Origin of the sequence: Candidatus Rickettsia kedanie, from assembly GCF_045865205.1 — a bacterium.
Taxonomy (GTDB): Bacteria; Pseudomonadota; Alphaproteobacteria; order Rickettsiales; family Rickettsiaceae; genus Rickettsia; species Rickettsia australis.
In genome coordinates this window covers 1-15,128 of record NZ_BAABMM010000035.1, presented here as the reverse complement: position 1 = coordinate 15,128, position 15,128 = coordinate 1, and the positions used below count along the sequence as shown (strand labels likewise).

The window sequence follows — 15,128 nt, the reverse complement described above, 5'->3', positions numbered from 1 at the left end:
ACGCTCAAGGCATTCAAGGCGAAATGAGAATTATTACTGAAAATCTATTAGCATTTTAATACATAACATATACTACTTTGTAAACCTTCACAAAATAAACTCACAATAACTATTTGTAACAGTGCCATATTCTGTGTACAAAAGTCAAGTTTTCAAAAAATCTTATTAATTTTTGCTAAAAAATATCTCAAAATAGCAAATCAATTAGAAACCTTCACAGAACCTAATAAGTGCATTGAACTTCTTCTAAATGTTATTGACTAATTTAAGAAAATTGACCATAATTCTAAACGGTCGTGCAGTTGCGTGATGATATAGCAAAGCTATAGATCACGAGGAAAGTCCGGACTCTATAGAGGTATGGTGCCGGTTAACCTCCGGCAGAGTATTATTATTTTAGGGAAAGTACCACAGAAAATATACCGCTGAATTGTACGTAAGTACTCGGTAAGGGTGAAAAGGTACGGTAAGAGCGTACCGGTAAGTTGGTAACAAATTACGCATGGTAAACCCCACCAAGAGCAAGATCAAATAGGCATTACAGAACTTATCAAGTTCCCGGGTTATCTCTAGCCGGCTTGTAATGCGGGTAGATCGCTTGAGGTAAACGGTAACGTTTATCCTAGATAAATAACTGCAATGAATTTATATTCATACAGAATCCGGCTTATAGACCTTATTGTCCTACCGTGGTCCGTATGTCATTCCTGTTTTCACAGGCATGACATACGAAGTGTTCGTGCACCATAGGGCAAGACCACGGAATGACCTAGAACTTAATATGACACAAATTTAATGAAAAAGTTATATTATTATCCTATTTGTCCTCTTTCAAGACAAGCTCGTGTCTTCTTAAAAGAATTAGATATAGAATTTACTACGATTAAAGAAGATTATTGGCAATTCAATAAAGGTTTCTTAAAAATCAATCCTGCTGGAACATTGCCTATTTTAGAAGAATCATACGGCTTATTTGTGGTAGGTATTTATCCTTTTGTTGAATATCTTAATAGCAAATATCCGAATTTTAATTTTTTAGATGAAGATATTGATATTTGTTGCGAAATTAGACGATTATTCTTTTGGTTTAACGATAAATTTTATCGTGAAGTTACTAAGATTATTATCGATGAAAAAGTTATAAGATCAATTGCTAAAATGAGCAGCCCACGAACCGAGTTTTTACGTGCTGCACAAAATAATTTAAATTATCACTTAGAATATATAACTTCTTTACTCGAAAAAAGAAGTTATCTCGTATCGGATTCACTAACTATTGCCGATATTGCCGCAAGCTGTCACTTATCGGTACTTGATTATTTCGGTGAGATTTATTGGGATAAATGGACGCTTATCAAACATTGGTATTCACTAATTAAATCAAGACCGACTTTTAGGTTATTATTACAAGATAGAATACCAGGCTTTACCCCTCCGAGCTATTATACAGATTTAGATTTTTGAATATATAATTTAATAATTTGATTCTTTCCGTATCATGAGCTTTTAGTATTTTACGAATATTATTAAGAGATTGATTTTTTATGAGTGCAGGCTTATATTCAAGATGAACTCCACTGCAAATAGCTGTCCCGTCGCCGTAGGTACATTTTAGGCGCTGTTGCAAATAGTTATTGTGAGTTTATTTTGTGAAGGTTTACAAAGTAGTATATGTTATGTATTAAAATGCTAATAGATGTTCAGTAATAATTCTAATCAAAAAAAATGATTTAGTAGATATAATACATCAAGAATTAGATAAAAGACAAACCTGGTGGTCAAAGATTGTTAATTATATAAGTATAAAATCATATTCCATTTCTAAAGAAAATCTTGAGAAAATAGGAAAAATAATAAATAGTGAAATTAAAAATTCTCATACTCCTCAAAAGAGTTAAATAGATTAAATAATCCGGCATTGCCGTCAGAAGATAAAAAGGTTCATGCAAAATCCAAAAAACCGCCTGTTCCTCCAAAACCTGAACATTTCAAAAAAATAGATCATGGATTGTGATGTCATTCCTGCGAAAGCAGGAATCCAGCATAAAGCGAGATAAATCGAGCTTTTAATTTTAAAAATTTTCTGTATTTATACTTTTTGCTGGATTCCCGCTTTTAGCTAAGAATGACATAAAGAGCATTTACCGGTCCACGCAACAACGCCACGCGGGATGACATCGAATACGTTTAATGATCCATGCAATAATAATTTATAATTTATTACTTCCCATAATATTGTAACCGCAATCTACATAATGAATTTCACCGGTCACACCTTGAGATAAATTACTAAATAAATAGACTGCTGCTCCTCCTACATCTTCTTGGGTAGTATTACGTTTTAACGGTACGGTTGTAGCGTGAGATTTAAGCATAGTACTAAAATCACCTATTGCACTAGATGCTAGAGTTTTGATAGGTCCTGCCGAAATAGCATTTACTCTAATATTATTTTCTCCCAAGTCGTGTGCTAGATATTTTACACTAGCCTCAAGTGCAGCTTTAGAAATACCCATTACATTATAATTAGGTATAACTTTTTCAGCACCGTAGTAAGTTAACGTCACAATGCTTCCGCCGTCATGCATTAAGGCTTCTGCAGACCTTGAGAGTTCTAAAAGAGAGTAACATGATATATGTAAAGAATTATGAAAATTTTCTAAGCTAGTATCAACATAACGTCCTTTTAATGCATTTTTATCGGCAAAAGCCATACCGTGAAGTAAGAAATCGAAGCTACCCCATTTTTCGTTTATATCATCAAATAAATTACTAATTGATTTTGGATTCGTAACATCAAGTTCGCTAACAAAATTACAACCTATTTCCTCAGCGAGTGGTTTAACTCGTTTTTCTAGTACTTCCGATTGATAAGTAAACCACAGCTCTGCTCCGTGTTCTTTAGTAAGCTGTGCAATCGCCCACGATATTGACATATTATTTGCAATGCCTGTAATTAAGCCTTTTTTTCCTTGTAGTAATCCTGTAGTCATTATATTTACTCATTATATTAAAACTTGCTGAAATGATAGCATGATGTATTATTTTGTAAACAAATAATCGATAAAAATGTATAAACCTAAAATCATATGTTTACTGTTAGGGATGTTAAGCGGTTTAGTGTTTGCTCCGACTTTCTTTATACCGGCATTATTAACCTTATCTTACTTATGTTATATAGTTCAAAAATCCGAAAATTGGCAAGAAGCCGCAAAATTTGGTTATTTATTCGGTTTTGGGCATTTTTTAAGTGGAATATATTGGATAAGTATCGGTGTTAGCGTTTATATTGCGGATTTTTGGTGGGCAATTCCTTTTGCGTTATTTGGGCTACCTATAGTTTTAGCTTTCTTTATATCGGCAAGCTGCATGCTTAGTTTTTTTGCTAAAAATAATAAATATTACCAATTTATATTCTGTTTATGTTGGGTATTATTTGAGTGGATACGTTCATGGATTTTTACCGGTCTTCCTTGGAATTTGATCGGCTATGCTTTCTCGTTTTCAGATATTTTAATACAGCCTTTAAGTATAATAGGGATATATGGACTTAGTTTTATAGTTATATATATTTCTACATCAGCTTATCCTTTATTGAGTAAGCAATTTACTCAGTTAAAAATATTACTAGCTAGTTCAGTCCTAATATTAACCGTAATTGTCATTTATGGAGCAGTAAGGCTAAGTAATAACCCTACAAATTTCACTGATCTAAAAGTACGATTAGTGCAGCCTTCAATACCTCAAACCGAAAAATGGAATGAAGAAGAATTGTGGCATAATTTAATGCTACATATTAATTTATCGGAAAATTCCGAACCCACCGATTTAATTATTTGGTCTGAAGCGGCATTAGTAGTACCTGATGATATACCGCAAGTTAAATCAGAATTATTAAAAATGCTAAATTCTACAAATGCTATTTTGATAACAGGAGGGATCTCGGATAATAAAAAACAAGGTGATAAGTTTGAACTTTACTCAGCTATGTATGCTCTTGATAAAAATGATCATAAATTATTTGAATATCATAAATCACATTTAGTACCTTTCGGTGAGTATATGCCTCTTAAAAAGATACTACCGTTTAAAAAATTAACTCACGGTTTAATTGATTATAAAGAAGGAGATGGAGGGTTTGTTGATCTTGAAAAATATAATCTTAAAATTAAACCTTTAATTTGTTATGAATCTATTTTTCCTGATTTTGTACGGACGAATAATGAAATAGCTGATGTAATAATTAATATTACAAATGATGCGTGGTATGGTAAATCAAGCGGTCCATATCAGCATTTTCATATTAGTAGAAATAGAACCGTAGAGAGCGGTTTACCTATGATTAGAGTCGCAAATAACGGTATTTCAGCTATAGTAGATCCTTTTGGTAGAACAATAAAAAAACTAAATCTAAATGAAATAAATTATACTCAAGGTTTAATTCCTAAAAAACTAACCTCTCCTACTATATTCTCACAATTTGGTAATTCTACTATTCTATTACTCATCGTTTTTATACTTTTCATTAATTATTTATTAGCCTCAATTCTTGATAACTAAAGGGTTTTAGCATTATTATATTAAATTTTTAATAAAGTTGCTTTTTAAAGTTGAATAGACTTTATTAATAATTAAAGCTTATTGTTAAAATGAATGCTTCAATAAAACATCCGGACAAACTCGCAAGTGAACGTTTAAAAGAACGGCGTCTTGCTGTAGGTATGAGCCAAAAAGAATTAGGGCAAGCTTTAGATATTAGTGCTCTCCAAGTGAAAAAATATGAAGAAGGTTTAAGTAATATACCTATAAGTAGGTTATATGTTTTTGCAAAAGTTTTAAATAAGCCTTTAAAGTATTTCTTTAATAGTTCTAAGAAGAAAAGTTAAAAACTGACGATAAAAATACTTCTAATAATAAAATTGAATATCTATTCAAAGAAATAGAAAGTGATTTCTTAAATAATACTACTGAAGAAGAAGGGCAATATGAACATGACGTCTCTTTTGATTATAAAGCATTATCAATGACTATGGAAAGAGAACTTTTTTCGTTAACTAGAGCATTTACTAGAGTACAAAATCCAAATATTAGAAAAATAATAATTGAACTTGTCAGATCAGTATCTATACCTTGTGAATAATATTTCAATTTTCATTGACTTAGCATTGCCAAAGTATTAATTTTTGTTAAGATTAATGATTGTTATGATACCGGTTTAATAGGTGAAGAGCCGCCAGTCAGCTGGACTGCAGGTCACGATGCTCTATCGCAATTAATAGGGAAAACGGTATTAGAACAAACAGGAAGTACAGAGTTTAAGAAATGAATTTCTTTTTCATTTTGCACGCCTTGCTTCATAAGTACTGAATCGTCATTGCGAGCGGGTATTGCCTGCGTGGATATCTGAAATGTCATTGCAAGGAGCGAAGCGACATGATAATCCAGAAAAAATAATAAAAAAATTCTGTAAATCAGAATTTTTAACTGTATTGCTTAGTCAAATACTCTGTAATTTCCTCGCAATGACGGGAAAACCGGTCCACGCAACAATGCCTTGCGAGGAGCAGTAAAACCCACTGTGTTACCTAGCTCCCGTGGTCAAGACCATAGTACTGGACATTTTTTTAAAGAGCTCGATGTCATCCTAGCTAAAAGCGGGAATCCAGACTAAAAAATCTTTAATTTTAAAGATTTTTTATTACATAGTTTTTTTAGAAGCTGTACTTTACTGGATTCCCGCCTACGCAGGAATGACATCTTTAAAAGACAAAATTATGAAACCTTATTTATATGCAGAAAATATAGAGTTCAAAGTTAGAGAAAGAACCGAGCCTATAATTGCTGAAACTACTTTAAATATTGCTAAAGAAGAGTTTATCGTAATATTAGGTCATAACGGGAGCGGTAAGTCTACTTTAGCTAAAATACTTGCCGGTTCTTTGAATCCTACTAGTGGGAAAGTATTTTTAGATCAAATCAGAATCGATAAAATACCTAAAGCTCAGAAAGCTCGTACGCTGCTTACACTAACACAAAAAGCTGAATAGAGGCTATTTACCGAGCTAACGCTTGAGGAAAATATTACCATATGGGAAAGTAGATGCCCTAGTAATGAACGGTTAAGTTTTAGCGAGGTGCTAGAACTTACCGGCACACCTCAGCGTTTTTTATCATTACTTTCACAGCCGCTTGGTAAATTTTCCGGCGGAGAAAAGCATATTATATTGCTGGCATTTAGCATAGCTCATCCGCCTAAAATATTATTTCTAGACGAGCATATCGCAAATTTAGACCCGAAAGCTTCTTTAACCACTTAGTTTTTCTTTAAAAGAACTTAGAGAGATTTTACAATTCAATATTAATATCGCCGGCTAAATTAGTGCCAAAAGCGTATTCACAAATATAATTTGTTAATTCTTCTATTTTCGTTGGCGAGATATTAGGGTAGTATTCTAATAAATTCATAACTTTCATTGGATCTTCACCGTTAAAGAGACACTTTTTTACATCAGCAGATAATTTTTCATCTGTCGAAGTGCTTGTTGGTTCAATTAAGGTATCGAATCTTGCAGGAATCGGTGCACGTACATTATCTTCATCTGCTATTTCTGTAGAAGTAGTGGTTGTGATTGGTGCCGGTGCTGCTACTTCATTATTACTATTAACTTATATAATTCCAAATTTTTTCTATCACTATCGCTTTTACATTATCTTCAAGATCAGGATCACTAAATAATATATCAATAGCTTTTTCCTTATCTGACTCATTTTGAATATAAGTATTTTTTAAGTCATTAAAATATTTATCTACATTAGAGTAAGTCAATGTTTGGTTTACCCACATTGCTGTAGTTAAGATTTGTTTAATTTCTTCTGTAGGTGCATAATCTAAAGGAGTTTTTCCTTGATCATCTGTAATATTAAAATTTGTACCTTGGGTAATTAAAAGCTTACTAGCCTTTACATTTCCTGCACGTACTGCGTTGTGTCAAAAGGTGCTCCCATCTGGCAGTCTTTCATTATTAATATTATTTTCTGTTTTTTTTTGCATATAAATATCCTTTTTGAGTTTAAATATTATTTTGTCGTGCGGGTATTATACACAATATTTTAATTTCTACAAGCCAATAGTTAATTTTTTAATTACTAATTAATGAAATTTAATATTTGAGGTAGCGTTAGTTGTCTCTTGGATCCCGTGGTCAAGCCACGGGATGACACCGAACGGATTTCCTGGTTCACACAACAATACTTCTCCACGAAAGTGAGAATGCAATTGATTGCTGTTGCTTTAAAACTAAGATTTTTTTGGATAAAACCACACCAGGAATAAACAGATTAGAAGACCGATATTTAAGAGTAGATTATACTCCGTCATAGAAATATCGAAGATTTTGATTGCGGGTTTCGTGCAGGAAGTGATTGGCTGAGAGTAGAACATTTGCTTGATGTGTTGTATAGACAAGCCTTGCGGGATACGGATCATCGATGAGCAAAGAGCACTTGGTTGTACTATCCCTCTTTCTACGAAGCTATGATATGTTGATAATATGCAAGAGCTAAGAATGGTTAGGAAAATGAATATGAGCGTATATTTGCTTAATTGTCTGATGATTAAAGCAGTGAAGCAAATTTTGATTAGCGTTAAATAGGGAAACCTTTCATAAACGCATAAAGGGCAGGGTGTATAATGGAATATATATTCAGCAATATAAGCGGTAGCAAGTGCTATTATAGAAATTGCAATTAGTCCTAAATGTAGAACTTTATAGCTATCTTTTCTGATGTAATTTATAATAGTAGTAAATGGCATGATTTTTTTAAGGTTATGGTTAAGTATATGAATTCAATGTCATACCGCGGCTTGACCGCGGTATCCGAAAACACTAAAAAGACTGGATCCCGTGGTCAAGCCATGGGATGACATTAAAAAATTCGAGTGATATTTTACAAATAAATAAATTTAGTATATTGTCACTGATTATTAATTAAAGTGCAAGAAAAATAAATGTCAGAAATTTGGGAAGATGCTATTAAGTCTAACGCTTGGCCTTTTGTTGAGGCTAAGAAAATATTAGACAGCTTAAACGGTAAAACTCCTGAAAAAGGTTACGTATTATTTGAAACGGGGTACGGTCCTTCAGGTTTGCCTCATATAGGTACTTTTGGTGAAAATGCCCGTATGGTGATGGTGCAGAAAGCGTTTGAGCAATTATCCGATATTCCTACTAAGCTAATTTGCTTTTCTGATGATATGGACGGACTTCGTAAAGTTCCTAGTAATATTCCAAATCCTGAAATGGTAGCTGGGTATATGGATATGCCGCTTACTTCTATCCCTGATCCGTTTTGTGATGGTGAAAGTTATGGACATTATATGAACGCAAAGCTTCGCTCATTCCTTGATAAATTCGGTTTTAAGTATGAATTTTATAGCAGTACTAACTGTTATAAAGCCGGTATGTTTGATGAAATGCTGATAAGAGTGCTAGAGAAATATGACGAGATAATGGAGCTGATGCTACCGACGTTTAAAGAAGCGCGAAAGGCTACATATTCGCCTTTCATGCCTATATGCCCGAAAACGGGTAAGGTACTGCAAGTACCTATAGAGAAATGGGATGCTAAAGTAGGTACTGTTACATATAAAGACGAAGCCGGTAATTATATAGCAGTACCGGTAACGGGAGGGCATTGTAAATTACAGTGGAAACCGGATTTTGGTATGCGCTGGGCTGCTCTTAAAGTCGATTATGAAATGTACGGCAAAGACCATCTAGCAAATGTTCGACTTTATTCGAAAATTTGCCGAATCCTAGGAGGCAAGCCGCCGGTGCAGCTATGTTATGAGCTATTTTTAGATGAAAACGGTGAGAAAATATCAAAATCAAAAGGTAATAGTATTAGTGTTGATGATTGGCTTAAATATGCTCCCGTTGAAAGTATGGCATTATTTATGTACCAAAATCCGACTAGAGCTAAGCGTTTGTTTTTTGATGTAATTCCTAAAAATGTTGATGAATATATTACTTTTAATCAGAAATATCATTTAGAAGAGGATAGGGCAAAGCGTTTTGCAAATCCAGTTTATCACATACATCACGGGAATGTACCGAAAATTGAGACTTTTGGCATTACCTATGCATTGCTTTTAAATCTTACTGCTGTGTGTAATCCTTCCGATAAATCGGTACTTTGGGGATTTATTAGCAAGTATAAGCCAAAGGCAACTCCAAATACTAGCCCTTATCTTGACCACTTAGCAGAATTTGCTATAAGATATTATAATGACTTTATTAAAGCACATAAATCATATTTAGCTCCTTCTGAAAAGCATAAGGTTATTTTACAGGATATATTAGATATGTTATCTGATATATCTGATCAAACAGAGGCGGAAAGCATTCAGAAAGCAATATATGATATAGGAATGAAAGCAGGATATGACAATCTGCATGATTACTTTAAAGATTTATATCAGATATTGCTTGGGCAAAGCGAAGGTCCAAGACTCGGAACTTTTATAAAGCTTTACGGGGTGCAGGAAACGAAGAAGTTGCTCGAAGGGAAGTTACGCTCTCATACTGTGGCTTGACCATGGTATCTAGAAAAAAATAAAAAAGACTGGATCCCGCGATCAGGTCGCGGGATGACACAGAAAATAAAAACTATTAACAAATGAATGAAATTTTTTGTAGTACGTTACCTATTTTTTTAATTACGCTTCTTGGTAGTATTATCAAAAATAAATGGTTAACTTCAGAAGAATTTTGGCGTGGTATTGAGAAATTATCGTATTTTGTACTATTCCCTGCCATGCTTTTTAATTATGTATCTACTGCCGACTTAAGCGTTGCATCGATAATTAAGTTAGTAGTGGCTCTTATTATTTCCACTATCCTTGTATCAATCGGTCTTATAATCTACCAAAAAAAATACAATATAGATAAAGTCCAATTTACTTCCATTTTTCAAGGCTCAATTCGTTATAATAGCTACATTTTTTTTGGAGTGAGTAGCCCTTTGCTTGGTCCTAGCGGGCTTTCTATTGTTGCTGTTATTTCCTCTTATATGATTATTTTTACCAATATTTTATCGGTAATGATTTTCGCTTATTACATCCCTAATAAATCCGTTACTAATACTATTAGAACTAGCTTTGTTTTAATGATGAAATTAATTGTGCGTAATCCGTTAATTATTGCAAGTTTAGTAGGATTCGTTTTTAATTACTCAAATCTTGAATTACATTTAGGGCTTAAGAAAACGCTAGATAGCCTTTCTAATGCCGCTTTAGCTATTGGTATGTTAAATGTTGGAGCAGGGCTTAATTTTACTATTAGACAAGAGCTTTTACATAATGTAGTGTTTACAAGCTTTATTAAATTAGTTGCATTTCCTCTAGTTAGCGTAATAGTATTATGGTTAATGTCAATTGAGGGGATAGATAGATCGGTTGGGATATTATATAGCTGTCTTCCATGTGCAAGTACGGCTTATGTTTTATCTCGTCAGCTTGACGGTGATCCTGACTCTATGGCATCGATTATAACATTTACTACTTTTTTCTCGGTAGTTACTATATCAATTATTATGTATGTGATGGGATAGGGATTTTGAATGTCATACCGCGACTTGATCGTGGTATCTCAGGACACAGCCTGTGATACAAGACCCTGTGGTCAAGTTACGGGGTGACACAAGCAAAACAAACAAAACAGGAATTTCTAAAATGGATGAAATGAATAAAATAAATTATGCTGAGGCTCTTGAATATCATGAAAAAGATAAGCCTGGTAAAATTACTATTACTGCTACAAAGTCTTTAGTTACTCAGCAAGATTTATCGCTTGCTTATTCACCAGGTGTTGCAGCTCCTTGTCTTGAAATTGCTAAACATTTAGAGGATGTATATAAATATACCGCTCGTGGTAATTTAGTTGCCGTAATCTCTAACGGTACTGCAGTACTTGGGCTTGGTAATTTAGGAGCGGCTGCTTCAAAACCGGTAATGGAAGGTAAAGCCGTACTATTCAAAAAATTTGCCGATATTGATGCAATTGACTTGGAAGTGAATACGGAAGACCCTGAAGAATTTATTAATGCTGTAAAATATCTTAGTTATAGCTTCGGCGGTATTAACCTCGAAGATATTAAAGCTCCTGAATGTTTTATTATAGAAGAAAAATTAAAATCTTTAATGGATATACCGGTCTTTCATGACGATCAGCATGGAACGGCGATTATTACCGCTGCAGGGCTAATAAATGCAGCATATCTTACTAATCGCAAGCTTGAAGGTCTAAAAATAGTAGTAAATGGAGCAGGGGCCGCTGCTATTGCTTGCATTGATTTATTAATTGCTCTTGGAGCCAATAAATCAAAGATTATTTTATGTGATACTAAAGGTGTTGTATACAAAGGACGCCTAGAAGGTATGAATCAATGGAAAGAGCTATATGCAAGCGATACCAAGTTTAGAACTTTAGCAGAAAGCTTAAATAATGCAGATGTATTTATAGGGTTATCGGTAAAAGGGGTGGTAACTCAAGAGATGGTGAAAGGGATGGCAAATAATCCGATTATTTTTGCTATGGCTAACCCTGATCCGGAAATTACTCCTGAAGATATAAAGCTTGTGCGAGATGATGCAATTATAGCAACAGGGCGATCTGATTATAATAATCAGATTAATAATGTTATGGGATTTCCTTATATTTTTAGGGGAGCATTAGACGTAAGAGCAAGGACCATTAATACGGAAATGAAAATAGCTGCAGCAAAAGCTATTGCAGATTTAGCCCGTAGACCCGTACCGGCAGAGGTGTATAAAGCTTACTCAGGGCGTAAGATGGTTTTTGGTAAGGAATATATTATTCCCGTACCGTTTGATCCTCGTTTAATTACCGTAGTAGCAGCGGCAGTTGCCGTTGCTGCAATAGAAAGCGGCGTTGCTAGGGTTAAAGATTTTAGTATAGGTAAATATAGGAAAGAATTGGGTAGTAGATTAAACCCTACTGCTAACTATATGCATTTCTTAGCTGAAAAAATTCATAATGCACCGCTTAAGCGGATTGTTTTTGCTGAAGGTGAAGAAGAAGAAGTAATTTCTGCCGCCCTTATGATGCGAGACGAGAAATACGGTCATCCGATTATAATCGGTCGTGTTGAGCGAATTGAGGCTACGTTAAAAAAGATAGGTCAAGATATTAGCTTAGACGGAATTCAAATAATGAATGCAGCTTTAACTGATAGTTTAGAGAAATATATTGATTATTTATATAAAAGACTTCAGAGACAAGGCTATTTATATCGTGATTGTGCTAAACTTGTTAAAACAGATAAGAATATTTTTGCTGCTTGTATGGTAGCTTGCGGTGACGGTGATGCTCTTTTAACCGGTGTTACTAAAAGCTATATAGATAGTTTAGAAGATATCATGAAAGTAATTTCGCCAAAACCTAATCGTAGAATCCTTGGCTATTCAATTATGATTGCTAAAGACAATAATATTATTATTTCTGATAATTGTATTACTGAATATCCAAACAGCTTAGAGCTTGCTCAAATAGCAACACAAACGGCAGAAATTGCTAAAAATATGGGGATGACCCCAAGAGTTGCTCTTCTTTCTTTTTCCAGCTTCGGTAATGCTTCTAAGGAAAAAACAGCTCGTATTTGTGAAGCAGTAAATATACTAGATAATTTTAGTAAAGACAAAGAAGAGCTGAGCGGCATGAAAGTAGATTTTGAATATGATGGAGAAATGTCGGTTAAGGTAGCTTTAGACAGTGATTTACGTAAATTATATAAATTTTGTAGATTATCAGGATCTGCAAATGTATTAATTATGCCTGGTTTAAACTCAGCGGCTATTTCTACTGAATTATTACAAGAATTTTCATCCAATAGCTTCATAGGTCCTATAACAAACGGTTTTGAAAAACCCGTTCAAATACTTCAAGCTACAGCCACAGCTAATGAAATACTAAAAATAGCAACTTTTGCTTGCGTTGAGGCTATAAAAGAGGTTTAAGAGGCTATCTATAAATAAATTTTAACCGATAATTTAATTTTTTTTGCTGCGAGTTATAAGATTTTTTTGAAATATGAATAACTATTCTTGCAAAAATCTTATCAATTAGCCTCTAAAATTATATTGTTTGTTAATATCAATTTCTGAATAAAATCTTACGAGCCACAGTAACAGATAGTAAAATATTAAAAATTGCGGCTTTTACTTGTGTTGAATCTATAAAAGGTCTTTAATGATTAGATATTTAATTAACTTGTGATGGATAAAATGGACTCATTAGTAAAAAACGAAGTAACGAAACTGTTTAATGATAAGCCAAAAAGCGGAATTGTAAGAATTAAACAATGGTGTGCTGATAATAATAAAGATTTTGCAGAAGAAACTGCTAATTTTTTTTATGAGGAAAAAAGTAATCTAAATTTAGAGTTTGTAGGAGATTATCTTGGAACAGATGGAGGGAGGCGATAATAAAAAAGTATTAGAGAGTTTTACTAAGCAATTTAATTTTAAAGAAAAAGATTATTTAGAAAGTTTACGTGGGTTTTTACAATCATTTAAATTACCGGGCGAAGCTCAAAAAATAGATAGGTTAGTCGAAAGTTTTGGAACAAACTATTATGAACAAAATTTAAACGGTGAAATAAAAAGTAAGGATGCCGCATATATACTAGCTTACCAAACAATTATGCTTAATACAGACTTGCATAATCCTAGTATTGCCGAACCGAAAAAAATGACTTTTGAGCAGTTAAAGAATAATTTAAAAGGTACTAATGAAAGTCAAAATTTTAATGATCATTTTTTGAAAAAGATATATGACGGAATAAAAGCTAAACCTTTCGTACTAAATTTTGTAGATAGTAGTCCTGGTTATGAGATAGATAATATCAGTTTGCAAAATGATCAAACTTTTAAAGAATTAAGTAAATTCCTAACAGAAAAAAGAAATATTTAAGACATCTTTTCTAAATTACAAAATAATAATTTAACGGCAGAATTTAAGAACCCTAAAACATTGCTTAATAAGTTTACCAGTGATGAAGGAAGTGTAATAGTTAAAGATGAGAAAGGCGGTAAAACAAAAATTTAGGAATAAAGCCAGTAGAAATACTAATAAAGAGTTCATCTCAACCAGTAGAAAGGCCAAAATTTAATTCTTTTATAGAAGAGTTAGCATGGAAGAGTGTGCAAAGAAAGCAAAATGTTGATACTCCAATAAGTCAAAATAAAGAACCTAAAATTCAAACAGATAATCATGCAAAAATTTTAGAAGAATTAAAGCAAAAACAGAAAGAATTAGAAGATAAGAAAAAGGGGCTGAAGAAAAAAATCTAATTCTAATATTACTAGAGAAGAAAGATGAAAAATTGTTGCAGCATTGGAATCTATTAATAATCAATTTAAAGCTATAGAAAAAGAATATAATACTATTAATAGTGCTTCAGATAGAGAAAAAAAGTTTGATAATAAAAATAACCCCTCATCGCCTACGAAAGGAGAACCGACAGCTGCAGATTTACAGCAACAAGGAGCATTAGCAGCTATAAGACGTATGAAAGAAGCGAAGATAAAGCAGCAGCAAGCAGAAGCTGCTAATCAACCTTCAAAAAATACTCCAACTATGCCTAGTGGTACTATACCGGTACCGCCTCCAATGCCTGGGGGTGGTCTTCCTGTCCCACCACCTCCTCCTCCGTCAATTCCAAATATTGTAAAAAAAGAGGCGAAAGATATTGGTAAACAAATACCTCAGGAAGGAGATAAGCATAAAGCAGGATTGGCAAAAGCTATGGAAGCACAAAGAAAAAAAATAGAAAAGCAAAACTCAGGAAGAGGAATGTAATTATTATAGTATCATAATGGAAATTTAATCATAAAATAAGCTATTAATGAATTAGAATGATTTTACAATTTAATGTCCCTATCGGGGATGAGAAATCCCTTCACCTAAAGGCGAAGGGAAGGTATAATGAAGTTACCTTGGCAACGAATTTATAAAGAGATATGAGGAGTTATAGAAAAAGTAGCCATAGCCAGTATGATTTGAAAGTACACATTATATGGATACCAAAGTATAGAAAGAGGGTATTAA

11 protein-coding genes, 1 other RNA gene and 5 pseudogenes are annotated in these 15,128 nt (G+C 33.3%); 13 read left to right on the top strand and 4 right to left on the bottom strand.

From position 1 onward, the window contains the following. Positions 1–286: 286 nt before the first annotated feature. Positions 287–686, top strand: an RNA gene (gene rnpB / locus ACKTSD_RS05520) — RNase P RNA component class A. A gap of 109 nt (positions 687–795) precedes the next feature. Then, on the top strand, positions 796–1,464 hold the full coding sequence (locus ACKTSD_RS05515; RefSeq protein WP_412708349.1) for a glutathione S-transferase family protein: 669 nt from the start codon (positions 796–798) through the stop codon (positions 1,462–1,464). On the opposite strand, the pseudogene ACKTSD_RS05510 reads toward ACKTSD_RS05515, so the two are convergent. Then, positions 1,427–1,615 (bottom strand): annotated as a pseudogene (locus ACKTSD_RS05510) (BPL-N domain-containing protein); the annotation flags it as partial. The gene ACKTSD_RS05515 and the pseudogene ACKTSD_RS05510 overlap by 38 nt on opposite strands. Before the next feature lie 91 nt (positions 1,616–1,706). Here ACKTSD_RS05510 and ACKTSD_RS05505 point away from each other — a divergent pair. Beyond that, positions 1,707–2,014 (top strand): annotated as a pseudogene (locus ACKTSD_RS05505) (DUF5410 family protein); the annotation flags it as partial. 196 nt (positions 2,015–2,210) lie between these two features. On the opposite strand, the gene fabI reads toward ACKTSD_RS05505, so the two are convergent. Beyond that, positions 2,211–2,993: an enoyl-ACP reductase FabI gene (gene fabI, locus ACKTSD_RS05500; RefSeq protein ID WP_412708348.1), complete on the bottom strand. Its 783-nt coding sequence runs from the start codon at positions 2,991–2,993 to the stop codon at positions 2,211–2,213. Positions 2,994–3,069: 76 nt separating this feature from the next. On the opposite strand from fabI, the gene lnt reads away from it, so the two are divergent. The 3 genes and pseudogenes from lnt to ACKTSD_RS05485 all read left to right on the top strand — a co-directional run. Then, positions 3,070–4,560, top strand: coding sequence for an apolipoprotein N-acyltransferase (gene lnt / locus ACKTSD_RS05495; protein WP_412708347.1), 1,491 nt, complete (start codon positions 3,070–3,072; stop codon positions 4,558–4,560). Between the two features lie 89 nt (positions 4,561–4,649). Further along, positions 4,650–4,886: a helix-turn-helix domain-containing protein gene (locus ACKTSD_RS05490; RefSeq protein WP_412708346.1), complete on the top strand. Its 237-nt coding sequence runs from the start codon at positions 4,650–4,652 to the stop codon at positions 4,884–4,886. 888 nt (positions 4,887–5,774) lie between these two features. Continuing rightward, positions 5,775–6,308 (top strand): annotated as a pseudogene (locus ACKTSD_RS05485) (ATP-binding cassette domain-containing protein); the annotation flags it as partial. A gap of 353 nt (positions 6,309–6,661) precedes the next feature. Here ACKTSD_RS05485 and ACKTSD_RS05480 read toward each other — a convergent pair. Further along, a complete protein-coding gene (locus ACKTSD_RS05480) occupies positions 6,662–6,844 on the bottom strand; it encodes a hypothetical protein (RefSeq protein ID WP_412708345.1) in 183 nt (60 codons plus the stop codon). 453 nt (positions 6,845–7,297) lie between these two features. After that, on the bottom strand, positions 7,298–7,813 hold the full coding sequence (locus ACKTSD_RS05470) for a disulfide bond formation protein B (RefSeq protein WP_412708343.1): 516 nt from the start codon (positions 7,811–7,813) through the stop codon (positions 7,298–7,300). Positions 7,814–8,008: 195 nt separating this feature from the next. Between ACKTSD_RS05470 and ACKTSD_RS05465 the strand changes: the two genes are divergently transcribed. The 7 genes and pseudogenes from ACKTSD_RS05465 to ACKTSD_RS07860 all read left to right on the top strand — a co-directional run. Beyond that, positions 8,009–9,595: a lysine--tRNA ligase gene (locus ACKTSD_RS05465; protein WP_412708342.1), complete on the top strand. Its 1,587-nt coding sequence runs from the start codon at positions 8,009–8,011 to the stop codon at positions 9,593–9,595. Between the two features lie 83 nt (positions 9,596–9,678). After that, positions 9,679–10,611 (top strand): AEC family transporter, encoded by a 933-nt coding sequence (locus ACKTSD_RS05460; RefSeq protein ID WP_412708341.1) that lies wholly within the window; start codon positions 9,679–9,681, stop codon positions 10,609–10,611. A gap of 121 nt (positions 10,612–10,732) precedes the next feature. Continuing rightward, a complete protein-coding gene (locus ACKTSD_RS05455; RefSeq protein WP_412708350.1) occupies positions 10,733–13,036 on the top strand; it encodes an NADP-dependent malic enzyme in 2,304 nt (767 codons plus the stop codon). A gap of 267 nt (positions 13,037–13,303) precedes the next feature. Then, positions 13,304–14,123, top strand: a pseudogene (locus tag ACKTSD_RS05450) (Sec7 domain-containing protein); the annotation flags it as partial. A gap of 98 nt (positions 14,124–14,221) precedes the next feature. Then, on the top strand, positions 14,222–14,371 hold the full coding sequence (locus ACKTSD_RS05445; protein WP_412708340.1) for a hypothetical protein: 150 nt from the start codon (positions 14,222–14,224) through the stop codon (positions 14,369–14,371). Between the two features lie 43 nt (positions 14,372–14,414). Then, a complete protein-coding gene (locus tag ACKTSD_RS05440; RefSeq protein ID WP_412708339.1) occupies positions 14,415–14,879 on the top strand; it encodes a hypothetical protein in 465 nt (154 codons plus the stop codon). 161 nt (positions 14,880–15,040) lie between these two features. After that, positions 15,041–15,128: pseudogene (locus ACKTSD_RS07860) on the top strand (IS200/IS605 family transposase); the annotation flags it as partial.

Excerpts from the sequence above, each read along its gene's own strand:
- ACKTSD_RS05470 (WP_412708343.1), bottom strand. The coding sequence starts at position 7,813 with ATGCCATTTACTACTATTATAAATTACATCAGAAAAGATAGCTATAAA.
- ACKTSD_RS05460 (WP_412708341.1), top strand. The coding sequence starts at position 9,679 with ATGAATGAAATTTTTTGTAGTACGTTACCTATTTTTTTAATTACGCTT.
- ACKTSD_RS05515 (WP_412708349.1), top strand. The coding sequence starts at position 796 with ATGAAAAAGTTATATTATTATCCTATTTGTCCTCTTTCAAGACAAGCT.
- ACKTSD_RS05465 (WP_412708342.1), top strand. The coding sequence starts at position 8,009 with ATGTCAGAAATTTGGGAAGATGCTATTAAGTCTAACGCTTGGCCTTTT.
- ACKTSD_RS05455 (WP_412708350.1), top strand. The coding sequence starts at position 10,733 with ATGGATGAAATGAATAAAATAAATTATGCTGAGGCTCTTGAATATCAT.
- fabI (WP_412708348.1), bottom strand. The coding sequence starts at position 2,993 with ATGACTACAGGATTACTACAAGGAAAAAAAGGCTTAATTACAGGCATT.
- ACKTSD_RS05490 (WP_412708346.1), top strand. The coding sequence starts at position 4,650 with ATGAATGCTTCAATAAAACATCCGGACAAACTCGCAAGTGAACGTTTA.
- lnt (WP_412708347.1), top strand. The coding sequence starts at position 3,070 with ATGTATAAACCTAAAATCATATGTTTACTGTTAGGGATGTTAAGCGGT.
- ACKTSD_RS05480 (WP_412708345.1), bottom strand. The coding sequence starts at position 6,844 with ATGTGGGTAAACCAAACATTGACTTACTCTAATGTAGATAAATATTTT.